The sequence below is a fragment of the Pantoea sp. RIT-PI-b genome (assembly GCF_001187905.1).
GTDB classification, from domain to species: Bacteria; Pseudomonadota; Gammaproteobacteria; order Enterobacterales; family Enterobacteriaceae; genus Pantoea; species Pantoea nemavictus.
Window position 1 is genome coordinate 1 of record NZ_LGIS01000018.1, and the last position, 11,910, is coordinate 11,910.

At 55.9% G+C, this 11,910-nt stretch carries 12 protein-coding genes and 1 riboswitch; of the genes, 8 read left to right on the forward strand and 4 right to left on the reverse strand.

Going from position 1 to position 11,910, the window contains the following annotated elements; translation table 11 throughout:
• Positions 1-433 precede the first annotated feature (433 nt).
• The 4 genes from AC790_RS11595 to AC790_RS11610 all read left to right on the forward strand — a co-directional run bounded on the left by AC790_RS11595 (position 434) and on the right by AC790_RS11610 (position 2,502).
• Positions 434-661, forward strand: coding sequence for a type II toxin-antitoxin system Phd/YefM family antitoxin (locus AC790_RS11595; protein ID WP_007889964.1), 228 nt, complete (start codon positions 434-436; stop codon positions 659-661).
• A 9-nt stretch (positions 662-670) separates the two neighbouring features.
• Positions 671-1,012, forward strand: coding sequence for a hypothetical protein (locus AC790_RS11600; RefSeq protein WP_049851875.1), 342 nt, complete (start codon positions 671-673; stop codon positions 1,010-1,012).
• Positions 1,013-1,054: 42 nt separating this feature from the next.
• A riboswitch (Fluoride riboswitch) is annotated at positions 1,055-1,130 on the forward strand.
• Positions 1,131-1,220: 90 nt separating this feature from the next.
• Complete coding sequence (gene crcB / locus AC790_RS11605; protein WP_007889962.1) at positions 1,221-1,598, forward strand: fluoride efflux transporter CrcB; 378 nt, start codon at positions 1,221-1,223, stop codon at positions 1,596-1,598.
• A gap of 106 nt (positions 1,599-1,704) precedes the next feature.
• Entirely contained in the window at positions 1,705-2,502 is a 798-nt protein-coding gene (locus AC790_RS11610; protein ID WP_049851876.1) for a sugar phosphate isomerase/epimerase, read from the forward strand.
• On the opposite strand, the gene AC790_RS11615 is transcribed toward AC790_RS11610, so the two are convergent.
• A complete protein-coding gene (locus tag AC790_RS11615) occupies positions 2,499-3,104 on the reverse strand; it encodes an alpha/beta hydrolase (protein WP_049851877.1) in 606 nt (201 codons plus the stop codon). The two genes, AC790_RS11610 and AC790_RS11615, sit on opposite strands and share 4 nt — an antisense overlap.
• An 11-nt stretch (positions 3,105-3,115) precedes the next feature.
• Positions 3,116-4,057 (reverse strand): glutathione S-transferase family protein, encoded by a 942-nt coding sequence (locus AC790_RS11620; protein ID WP_049851878.1) that lies wholly within the window; start codon positions 4,055-4,057, stop codon positions 3,116-3,118.
• Between the two features lie 226 nt (positions 4,058-4,283).
• Between AC790_RS11620 and AC790_RS11625 the strand changes: the two genes are divergently transcribed.
• Positions 4,284-5,408 (forward strand): GNAT family N-acetyltransferase, encoded by a 1,125-nt coding sequence (locus AC790_RS11625; protein ID WP_049851879.1) that lies wholly within the window; start codon positions 4,284-4,286, stop codon positions 5,406-5,408.
• On the opposite strand, the gene AC790_RS11630 is transcribed toward AC790_RS11625, so the two are convergent.
• Positions 5,405-7,237, reverse strand: a complete 1,833-nt coding sequence (locus tag AC790_RS11630) for an ABC transporter ATP-binding protein (RefSeq protein ID WP_049851880.1) — start codon at positions 7,235-7,237, stop codon at positions 5,405-5,407. The genes AC790_RS11625 and AC790_RS11630 overlap by 4 nt on opposite strands.
• Positions 7,238-7,301: 64 nt before the next feature.
• Here AC790_RS11630 and AC790_RS11635 point away from each other — a divergent pair, with 64 nt between their 5' ends.
• Entirely contained in the window at positions 7,302-7,799 is a 498-nt protein-coding gene (locus tag AC790_RS11635) for a GNAT family N-acetyltransferase (protein WP_007889956.1), read from the forward strand.
• 77 nt (positions 7,800-7,876) lie between these two features.
• On the opposite strand, the gene AC790_RS11640 is transcribed toward AC790_RS11635, so the two are convergent.
• Entirely contained in the window at positions 7,877-8,791 is a 915-nt protein-coding gene (locus AC790_RS11640) for a sugar ABC transporter substrate-binding protein (RefSeq protein WP_007889954.1), read from the reverse strand.
• Between the two features lie 423 nt (positions 8,792-9,214).
• Here AC790_RS11640 and AC790_RS11645 point away from each other — a divergent pair, with 423 nt between their 5' ends.
• Both AC790_RS11645 and AC790_RS11650 read left to right on the forward strand, forming a co-directional pair.
• Positions 9,215-10,597, forward strand: coding sequence for an MFS transporter (locus AC790_RS11645; RefSeq protein ID WP_049851881.1), 1,383 nt, complete (start codon positions 9,215-9,217; stop codon positions 10,595-10,597).
• A 139-nt stretch (positions 10,598-10,736) separates the two neighbouring features.
• The gene (locus AC790_RS11650) at positions 10,737-11,900 is read left to right on the forward strand and encodes an HD-GYP domain-containing protein (protein ID WP_049851882.1); all 1,164 of its coding nucleotides are present in this window, start codon (positions 10,737-10,739) and stop codon (positions 11,898-11,900) included.
• Positions 11,901-11,910 lie beyond the last annotated feature (10 nt).

Sequence of the window (11,910 nt, forward strand, 5' to 3'; positions counted from 1 at the left end):
GGCGATGGTGTTGGGCGCTATCCGCAGCGCCGAGCGCAGAGTGACGGCCAGGATGAGCCGACAGGACGTCGGCGAAAGCGCGGCATGAGCCAGGGATGGCGAATCCGCGCGGTCCGTCAGGCCGGAGTGATAAGCGAGGGAACAGCGAGGACGGCGCAGGCGCGGATTGCTAAGGTCCGCGCCTTCGGACCTTAGCCCGGCCGCCGGCTTTACACATTCTGAAACTGCCATATGCTTAGCGGGCGGAACCCCCGCGGAGCCAGTGCGCTGCTTAATTGACGAGCATTACGCCATAAATGGCGACCCTGCGATTAAGTCGTTTGGTTTTCATAGGGCATGCAACTTAACATCAAGTCGGTGCACGGCAACAAACCAAAGACTCATTGCGTAACATCCATAAAAAGTCTAAATTTGGACTGATTCGGAGGAGTCTATGAAAATCGAAACTATAAGCTACATCAAAAAAAACGCCGCTGCTCTCGATCTCTCTGAGCCAATTCTTGTGACACAAAACGGTAACCCTGCTTACGTTATTGAGTCATGGGAAGCGCGCCAGCAGCGAGATGAAACCCTGGCGTTACTCAAGCTGCTTGCATTGTCGGAAGAGGACAAAGCAGCTGGCAAAGGAATGACACGGCAACAGTTGTTAGAGGATCTCTAAGGACAAAGTATGCAGCACAAGGAAGAGTCATTCACTATCATCTACCTATCCACGGTCCGATTGAGTCTGCAAGAGATCGTCGCCTTCCATCGTCGCCTGGGGAATGATTACAACGCAATTATCGCGCGCGTTCTTGATGAGTTCGAAGCACGAGTGAGCCAATTTCCTTTAAGTTGTGCGGTGTGTTCAGAATTAACCGATCTTGGCGTCACGCGTTATAGAGAATTCAATAGCAGTGAAAGCTATCGAATTTTATTCTCAGTTGAAAAACAAACCGTTTTTGCCCACGTGCTGTTATCACAACGCCAAAGTATTCAGCAGTTGCTTTTCAAACGCTTGCTTGTGCATTAACTGGCATCATATTGTCACCCTATCCAAGCCAGCGTATTATCTCCCGCCTAAGGTGATGGCGTGCCACCTTCCCCAACCGCCGTTCTGGTCACAGACGGCTGATGACGCCTGACAACACTCGTATCCCTGCGCGGGAGACGGCGGTGTGTCAGGTGTTATTCTGTCCTGCCGCGGCCCTGCGCGTAATTCTTTTCAGGAGCTACACACTATGTTGAAGTCGTTACTCGCGGTTGTCGTTGGCGGTGCGGTGGGCTGTTCGCTGCGCTGGTTAATTTCATTGCGTTTCAATGCGCTGTTCCCCAATCTGCCGCCAGGCACCCTGATGGTGAACCTGGTGGGCGGTTTTATCATTGGCGCCGCGCTGGCGTTTTTTGTCCGTAATCCCCACATCGACCCTTTCTGGAAATTACTGATTGTCACCGGTTTGTGTGGCGGTTTAACCACGTTTTCAACCTTTTCTGCGGAAATTGTCGGACTGCTACAATCAGGAAAATACCTTTGGGCGATGTCGAGTGTCATGGTGCATGTTATCGGTTCTCTGCTGATGACCTTCGCCGGTTTTGCCGTGGTAAATCTGCTGGGATGACCGCCACGCTTGAAATAACCACTAAGAGGTAGATACTGAACGCCGTTCTGTCCGCGTGACGGACAGAATTTGTCACCGATTATCCGGACGATTAAGGAGCGAATGAATGAGCCGTAACCCCAAATTCCTTAACCTGGTGTTGTTAAACGGTGAACCTGAGGAGAAGCTGCGCGCCGCACGCGCCGCCGGTTTCGACCAGGTTGAGATCTGGCGCGAAGATGTGCGGGCCAGTACGCCGCAGCTCGCAAAGCAGTTGCAACTGGGTTTCACCAATGTGCAGGTGCTGCGTGATTTCACCGGCGCGCCGGATCGCGAACGTCAGCAAAAACGCGAAGAGCTGCGCCAGTTTATCCAGATTGCCCAAACTATCGGCTGCGACACCATTCAGGCACCCGCCAGCACGCGCGAAGATTGCGTGGCGGCGCGAATTGATGAAGATTTGCGTTGGCTGGCGTCGGAAGCGGCGCGCTTCAATATGCGTATCATGTATGAGCCGATGGCATGGTGCAGCGTAGATAACACGCTGCCGCTGGCGTGGGAACGGCTGCAGCGGCTGGATCAGCCGAATATTGGGCTGGTGGTCGATCTGTTCCACATCTGTGCGTTGGGTGGCGATGCGTCACAGCTGGATGGCATTCCCGCCGATCGCATCTATGAAGTGCAGCTGTGCGACATGGCAGAGATGCCGCCACAGGAGAAGCAGCCGCTCAGCGAGTATGCGCGTCATCAGCGCCTGTTGCCGGGCGATGGCATCATCGAAGTGGAACGCTTTGTCGATAAGCTGAAAAGTGCCGGCTATAGCGGTCCGGTCGGCATTGAAGTATTCAATGATGAGCTGAAAGCGCAGCCAGCAGATGTGGCTGCGCACAAGGCGTGGCAGGCATTAAACCGTTACTGGCCTTAATCCTGCAAACATTGGGCGATAAAACCGGCTGCATCCATCGCGCCCTGCGATGAAATGGTGTGGCCGGTCGCGGCTTCATAACGCGCTTCCACCGTCACGCCCGCCTGTTGCAAACGCTGCAACGCCGATTCGCTTTCGCTAAACGGAATCACATCATCGGCTTTGCCGTGAATCAGCAGCGCGGGCGTATACGGCTGCGGCGTTAAAGCGCCTTCAAACGCCAGACGACCGGAAAATGCCACCACGCCCGCCAGCGGATAACGGCCAGAGGCCAGCGCATCCAATGCCATAATCGAACCCTGCGAAAAGCCCACCAGAATCACTTTGTCCCACGCGTCCGCTATGTCGTGTTGCGCCATCAGCTGCTGCAGCGTGTCATCAAAGGCGGCGCGTGCTTCGCGCACCCGCGCCGGACGGTTTTCCGGCCTGATGCCGGTCAGGCTAAACCACTGATAACCCATCGCATGTTCAAACGGAAAGGGCGCATTTGGCGAGGCAAATGCCACATCCGGCAGCAGACGCGCCCAATGCTCACCGAGTACCGCCAGATCGTCGCCGTTACTGCCGACACCGTGTAAAAAAATCACTAACGCTTTTGCCATCGCACTGCTCCTTATAAACCGTAGGCCGCCAGATCCGGGCCAGCCGGCACAATGCCGTTGGGATTCAGCGTTTTAATCGAATAATAGCCCTGCTTGATATGGTCGATATTCACCGTCTGACGCACGCCAGAGACCGACAGCATACTCTTCAGATAACGATCGAGCAGCGGATAGTCGCGCAGGCGGCGCAGGTTGCATTTAAACAGGCCGTGATAGGCGGCGTCAAAGCGCACCAGCGTGACGAACAGGCGAATATCCGCTTCGGTTAAGCGCTCGCCAAGCAGGAAAGTGCGGCCATCCTGCAAACGCAGCTCCAGCTCATCCAGCTGGCTGAACACGTCGTTAAACGCCTGCTGATAGCTCACTTGCGTGGTGGCGAAGCCGGTGCGATAAACGCCGTTATTCAGGCGCGGATAGATCGATTCATTCAGCGCGTCGATCTCTGCACGCAGATCCTCGGGATAAAGATCGATGCGATCGTCCGCCAGCGCGCCAAAGCCGCTGTTCAACATGCGCAGGATATCCGCTGATTCGTTATTAACGATGGTTTGCGTCTTCTTATCCCACAGCACCGGCACGGTGGCGCGCCCGGTAAAATCGGCATCGGCGCGGGTGTAAAGCTCGTGAAGATATTCAGCGTTGTTAAGCCAGTCGCGATCCGCGCCGGGGTAATCGCCGAAGTGCCAGCCTTGTGCGCCGAGCTGCGGCTCAACCACCGACACGCTAATCACGTCATTCAGCCCCTTCAGGCTGCGCGCCAGCAGCGTACGTGAAGCCCACGGACAAATCAGCGCCACATAAAGATGATAACGATCCGGCTCGGCCGCAAATTCGCTGGAGCCATCTGCGGTAATCCAGTGACGAAAACTGGAAGTCTGACGCACAAATCCGCCCTGTTTGTCGGTGGCTTGCACCGGATGCCACTCTGCACTCCACTTACCGTTTACCAGCATAATCTTGCTCCTCTACGTTGATGAAGAGAGCATACAGTCCTGCTGAATGCATGATAATCCGGGCAAAATGGCTTTTATTATTTCCATTTTGGAATCAGTTGAACGATGTGAAGCACGTACTTTTGCCAGATAGCCCCGCGACTACGCATTCAGTGCGCTGCACCTTTTCCCGCGCGGAAAAACCTGTTGAACTAGACTTTCGCTTTCACCTGGCCGGGAGCCGTGAATGTCTTTGCTTCATCTGTCGTCGCTGGCGGAGATCTCTGCTGTCGAATGGGATGCGCTGTTACCTGACGATCAACCTTTTTTACGCCACGCCTTTCTTCTGACATTAGAGCAGAGCGGCAGCGTGCGGCCGGAAAACGGCTGGCAGCCCGAGCATCTGCTGTGGCGCGAGAACGGCACGCTGCGTGCGGCGCTGCCGGGCTATCGCAAACGCCATTCGCGCGGTGAATATGTGTTTGACCATGCGTGGGCGGATGCCTGTCAGCGCGCTGGCATTGCTTATTATCCGAAATGGCTGGGCGCGATTCCGTTCAGCCCGGTGACCGGCGGACGTCTGCTGGGCGATGAAAACGCGGTGCTGCAACTGCTCGGCGCGCTGCCGGATCACCTGTTTGAACATGGCCTCAGCGGTGCACATATCAACTTCACCACGCCGTTCGCCAACGCGTTGATGCAGCAACAGCCGGACTGGCTGGAGCGCCTTGGCTTGCAGTATCACTGGCACAACAAAGGCTATCGTGATTTTCAGGATTTCCTCGACACGCTGATGTCGCGCAAACGCAAACAGCTGCGCAAAGAGCGTGAGCAGGTGATGAGCAGCGGTTTCGACTTCACCTGGCATCGCGGCGATGAGCTGCGCGAAGATCAGTGGGATTTCATCTACACCTGTTACGCCAACACTTATGCGGTGCGCGGTCAGCGACCCTATCTGACGCGTCAGTTTTTTAGCTTGCTGGCAGAACGGATGCCGCGTTCGATTCGCGTGGTGATTTCGACGCTGCAAGGCCAACCGGCGGCGATGGCCTTCTGTTTAGTGGATGGCAATACGCTGTATGGCCGCTACTGGGGCTGCCTGGCGGAGTTTGATCGGCTGCATTTTGAAACCTGTTTTTATCAGGGCATGGATTTCGCCATTGCGGAAGGTTTGCAGCGTTTTGATGCCGGCGCGCAGGGCGAGCACAAGCTGGTACGCGGCTTTGAACCGCAGATCACCCATTCCTGGCACTATCTGTGTCATCCGGGTTTGCGGGATGCGGTGGCTGATTTTCTGCTACAGGAACGGCAGGGCGTGCACGTCTGGGCGCTTGAGGCGCGCGACGCCTTGCCGTATCGACGCAGCGATTAATCCGCGCCGACAAAACCACCGGTTTGATGCTGCCACAGACGCGCGTACAAGCCGCCTTGTGCCAGCAGTTCGCGGTGATTGCCCATCTCGACAATCTCACCTTTCTCCAGCACCACCAGGCGATCCATTTTGGCGATGGTAGAGAGACGGTGCGCGATGGCAATCACCGTTTTGCCCTGCATCAGCGTTTCCAGACTCTCCTGAATCGCCGCTTCTACCTCGGAGTCGAGCGCGGAGGTGGCTTCATCCATGATCAGAATCGGCGCATCTTTCAGCAATACGCGGGCGATAGCGATACGCTGACGCTGGCCGCCCGACAGTTTCACGCCGCGCTCGCCAACGTGCGCATCCAGCCCGGTACGGCCTTGCGGATCGGAGAGCAGCGGAATGAACTCGTCGGCGCGCGCGCGGATAATCGCCGCCTGCAGCTCCGCCTCCGTCGCATCCGGACGACCATACAGCAGGTTGTCGCGAATCGAGCGGTGCAGCAGCGAGGTATCCTGGGTGATCATGCCGATTTGCCCGCGCAGGCTCTCTTGCGTCACTTCGGCGATGTTCTGATCGTCAATCACAATGCGTCCGCTGTTGATGTCATACAGCCGCAGCAGCAGATTCACCATGGTGGATTTGCCGGCGCCGGATGGCCCAATCAAACCGATCTTCTCGCCCGGCTTGATGTTGAGATTGAGGCGGTTAATCACCTGGCGGCTGCCACCGTAATCGAAACGTACATCCTCAAAGCGGATCTGGCCGCGCGTCACCTGCATCTTTTTGGCGTGCGGTTCATCCTGCACGCTCAGCGGCTGGGCAATGGTATTCAGGCCATCCTGCACCATGCCGATATTTTCGAAGATGCCGTTGACTACCCACATGATCCAGCCGGACATGTTCACCAGACGGATCACCAAACCGGTCGCCAGCGCAATCGCACCCACGCTAATCAGCGACTGGCTCCACAGCCACAACGCCAGCGCCGAGGTGCTGACAATCAGCAGGCCATTCAGCGTTGAGAGCGTGATATCCATGGTGGTCACCATGCGGCTGGCATGCTGAGTTTTGTCGGTTTGCTCCTGAATCGCCTCGCGCGCGTAACGCTTCTCCAGATCGTTATGCGAGAACAGTTTGATGGTGGCGATATTGGTGTAGCCATCGACGATGGTGCCCATCAATTTGGAGCGTGCTTCCGATGACACCACCGAACGCTGCTTGACGCGCGGCACGAAGAAGCTCAGCGACACGCAGTAGGCGACAATCCAGATCACCAGCGGAATCATCAGGCGCCAGTCGGCTTCGGCGAACAGCACCAGCGAGGTCACCGCATAAATCACTACGTGCCAGATCGCATCCACCAGCTGTACCGCGGAATCCCGCAGCGAGTTACCGGTTTGCATGATGCGCTGGGCGATGCGCCCGGCAAAATCGTTCTGGAAGAAGTTCAGGCTTTGGCGCAGCACGTAGTTGTGATGCTGCCAGCGGATCATGCTGGTCATGCTCGGGTTAATGCTTTGGTGCACCAGCATGTCGTGCGCGGCAATCACCAGCGGCCGCAGAATCAGTGCCACCACTCCCATCCACAGCAGTGTCGGCCAGTTATCGCTGAACAGCGTGGCGGGCGTGGAGTGATTAACGAGGTCAATGATGCGGCTGAGATAGCTAAACAGCGCCACTTCAATCAGCGCCTGTGCTAAGCCAACAATCAGCAGGGCGACAAAGCTCGGCCATACCTGACGCAGATAGTAAAAGTAAAATGGCCAGACGCTGGAGGGCGGGGAATCGGTTGGCGCATCCTGGAAAATATTGATAAAACGTTCAAAACGGCGATACAACATAGAGTCACTCTTCCCGAATTGGTGAGAGTTAACAGCTTAGTGCAAGTGAAAAGGGATTACCGACATGGATTTACTCATTCGCGGTCGCGAACCGGGCGATGCCGCCGCCTACCAACGCCTTTACAGCCATCCTGAGGTTTATCGCTGGACCACGCAGCTGCCGTGTCCCAGCGTGGCCACATGGCAGAAGAAGTTCGAGAAGATGGATGAGCTGGGGTATATCGGCTTTGTGGCGGAGATTGATGGCGCGATGGTCGGCGAGCTGACGCTATTTGTGGAACAGCGCCCGCGTACCCGCCATAGCATCAGTTTTGGTATCGGCGTCGATCCGGCCTTTGGCGGACGCGGCATTGGTGAAAAGCTGATTCGTAACGCCATTGATTACGCTTACAACTGGCTGGGGATTATGCGCATCGAGCTGGAAGTGTTCCACGACAACGAACGCGCGCTTGGCCTGTATCAAAAATTGGGCTTCGAGCGCGAAGGCGTGAAGCGCAAAGCCTGCCTGCGCGATGGGGAATATCACGATATTGTGCAGATGGCTAAACTAAAAACTGATTGATTTTGCGCAATAAATTGCGCCGCTACGGGTTGTGCACATTTTTGTAGCGGCGCGATTTATCGCGCGAATTTGACCTGTTACTGACTCTTATCCACGTATTTCTGCATATTCTCTTTGGTCACCAGTTCAAACGGGATCCACACGTGTGAATCGACTTTCTCGCCTTTAATCAGCTTCTGCGCCACATCCACCGACGCTTTGCCCTGGCCGACCGCATCCTGGAACACCGTGACCTGAATTTTGTCCTGCGACAGCGCTTTCAGGCCATCTGGCGTGGCATCGATGCCGCCAACCAGCACTTTCTTGTTACCTTTGGCGAGCGCCATTGCCGCGCCAATTGCCATCTCATCGTTATTGGCCGCCACAATATCAATCGCTTCATCGTTGCCCAGCCAGTTGTTCATCAGATCCATGCCTTCATTACGCGCATAGTTGGCGGGCTGCTTCTGCACCACTTTCATGCCGGGATATTTCGCCACCACCTGCTCAACGTCTTTGGTACGTTGCAGCGCACCGGCATCAGACAGGTTACCGATCATGATCGCCACGTTGCCTTGGTAATTGGCCATTTTTGCCAGCGCTTCCATCTGCAAGGTGCCGGATTCACGCTCGTCGGAACCGACAAACACCACGCCTGGCGGCAGCGATTTATCACCCGGCGTGCGGTTAACGTACACCAGCGGAATTTTGGCCTGCTGCGCCAGTTTGGTCAGCTGCGGCGTGCTGGCGGAATCAACCGGATCGACGATGATGGCGTCCACACCTGAACCGATAAAACTCTGCACCTGATCGGTTTGGCGGCCAACGTCACCGCGTGCATCTTCAAACTGAATGTCGAGTCCGCGCGCTTTGGCTTCTTTATCGATCGACTGGCGAATAATCGTCAGGAAGTTCTGATCGAAGTAGGCCATTGATACGCCAATTTTTTCCGCCAGTGCCGAGGCTGAAGTAGTGAGCAGGCCGAGTAATACTATTGCCTTGAGGGTTTTCATCGCAGACTCCAGAGTAAGCTTGTTATTAGAATAAATGTTCCATTGATGATGAAAATGGCTCAATGAAATCATTTTCAGACTACGAGTCCGCCCGAAGGCTGACAATCGGCATGGATGGATTTTGCAGCTAAGCGCACACTTTGATCTCGGGTGCGCCATCTCTTTGCGCACTCATAGTTTCGATGCGAACTATTTTCCTGGCGTTAGCGCACATTCCCGTGCAACAGCACGCTGTTTTTTAAGGTTCTGTGCGGCGCCGCACCTCACTTTGTGGCAGATGCCAAATCCGACGCCATTTTGCCCGCGCGATTCCTCCATTCGCACAATGACCGCGGCTGAACCGGCTCTCTATAGTTGCTGAACAGGGGAAATAAAGTGGTATTCCGGCAAGACATCGCGCGCTTCAATTGAGGAATTCAGCCTATGCAACAAGCCAATAATCGCAGGCAGAACAGCCACGTACGCGTCGGGATCTTATGTTTGATCCTGTTTCTTTCCGTGGTGGCGTACGCCGACCGTTCGATCCTGTCGATCTCCGGATCGGCGATCAAAGAGGAGTTTGGACTTTCGGCGATCCAGCTTGGCCTGATCCTCTCAGCGTTTAGCTGGGCCTACGTGATCGGCCAGATCCCCGGCGGCCTGTTTCTCGATCGCTTCGGCACCAAAAAAGTCTATGGCGTGACGCTGGCGCTGTGGTCGATCGCCACGCTACTGATGGGCTTTGTCGGCGAGTTCTCCAGCGGCATGACCATGGCGCTGACGCTGATGTTTGCGCTGCGTTTCGCGTTGGGTTTGATTGAAGCGCCGAGTTTTCCCGCCAATGCGCGCGCGGTGATCATGTGGTTCCCGAGCGCCGAAAGGGGCCGCGCCTCTTCACTCTTCGCCTCGGCGCAATATTTTGCCGTGGCTATCTTTTCGCCGCTCTCCGGCTGGCTGGTGTCGCGCTTTGGCTGGGAATGGCCGTTCTTCGTGCTGGGCGGCATTGGTGTGCTGGCGGTATTTGTCTGGATGGGCTTTATGCGCAGCCCTCGCCACCATCCGCAGGTTTCGGATGCCGAGCTGCGCTATATCGAACAGGGTGGCGCGCTGGTTGATATTGATGAGGCGCACACCTTAAAAGCGCGTCCGCCGCTGAGCAAAGCCATGTTTAAAAAGCTGCTGAGCAACCGCATGCTGTGGTGCGCCTATATCGGACAATATTGCACCATTGCGCTGAGCTACTTCTTTATTACCTGGTTCCCGATCTATCTGGTGCAGGCGCGCGGCATGAACATTCTGGATGCCGGCTTCGCCACCATCGCGCCGGCGCTGTTCGGCTTCCTCGGCGGCATCAGCGGCGGCTATATCTCTGACAAACTGCTGGCGAACGGCTGGAGCCTGTCGTGGGCGCGCAAAACGCCGTATATCGTCGGCATGTTGATGGCGGCGTCGCTGATTCTGGCGGCGGTCATTCCCAGCAACGTCGGTATTATCGCCATCATGTCATTCGCCTTCTTTGGCAAAGGCGTGGCGGCGGGCGCGGGCACCTGGACGATTGTCAGCGATACCGCGCCAAAAGAGGCGGTTGGTCTGGCGGGATCGATATTTAACGGCATCGGCAATATGGCTGGTTTCATCACGCCGCTGCTGTTCGGCATCATCGTCGGCCTAACCGGCAGCTACAGCATCGGGTTGGTGTTCGTCGGTGCGCACTGCGTGGTCGCCGCACTGTTGTTCCTGCTGGTGATGGGGCCGATAGAGCGTGTTGGCGAGGAGCAGGATGTCTCAAGCCAGGTCGCCATGAATGGCGACCCTACAACCCCGTAGGAACGCCCGCACTGTCGTAGGGGGCGCATTAATGCGCACCCATTTCACAATCCTCCCCGATCGCACAAATCCACTCTGAAGATTTTTTGCTCAGCTGCCGATATCTCCTTACCACCCACTGATATTAAGGAGCGATATCGTGATAAAGCTGATTAACGTTGACGAACTGCGGCAGGGAATGTTTATCCACAAACTGGAGGTTTGGTGGGTCAAAGATAAGCGCATTCGCAACCAAATGCTGATCACTGATAAACGCCAGATCGCGATGATCCGCAATGAAGGGATCCTGCAACTGTGGATCGATCTCGACAAATCGGTTCAGGCGCCGGTGGCGCCGGCGCCAAAAAAAGATATTCCGCAAACGCCTTTTTTTCAGGAGATGGATCAGGCGCAAAGCATCTTCAATCAGGGTAAACCGCAGGTGCTGGCGATGTTTAACGAGGCGCGCATGGGGCAAGGCCTCGACCTCGATTACACCCTTGATCTGGTCGATCAAATTGCCGGTTCGATCACCCGCGAACCGACGGCGCTTCTCAGCGTGGCGCGGCTGAAAAATCACGACGATTACACTTACCTGCACTCGATGGCGGTGTGCGGCTTGATGATTTCGCTCGGCAAAAAAATGGGCCTTGATGAGCACCAGCTGCGTCGCGTTGGTATGGGCGGCTTGTTGCACGATGTCGGTAAAGCGGCGGTACCGCTGGAGATTCTCAACAAGCCCGGCAAGCTGAGCGATGAAGAGTTCACCGTGATGCGGCAGCACCCAATTGTTGGCGCGCAGATGCTGATGGAAGCCGATGCCGGCGAAGATCTGCTGGATATTGCGCTGCATCATCATGAAAAGTATGACGGCAATGGCTATCCACATGGCCTGAAAGGGGACGAAATCTCGCTGTATGCGCGTATGGCGTCGGTATGTGACGTCTACGATGCCGTGACCTCGAATCGGCCGTATCGCAAAGGCTGGACGCCTGCTGAGGCAATGCACAACATGCTGAGCTGGCGCGGTCACTTCGACAACACGCTGCTGCACGCTTTTGTACGCACTATCGGCATTTATCCGGTGGGATCGCTGGTACGTCTGGCTTCCGGGCGCGTAGCGCTGGTGGTACAGGCCGGAGAGAAATCGCTGCTGAAGCCCAAAGTGCACGTGTTCTGGTCTTTGCACGCCCAGCGCGAGGTTAAACCGGAGGAGCTCGATCTCGGCGACAGTTTCTGCACCGACAGCATCACCGGCGCGGAAGACAGCGGTCTGTGGCAGAACATCGATTTGAATCGTATCTGGGCACTGGAAACCGCTTAATTTCGCACCA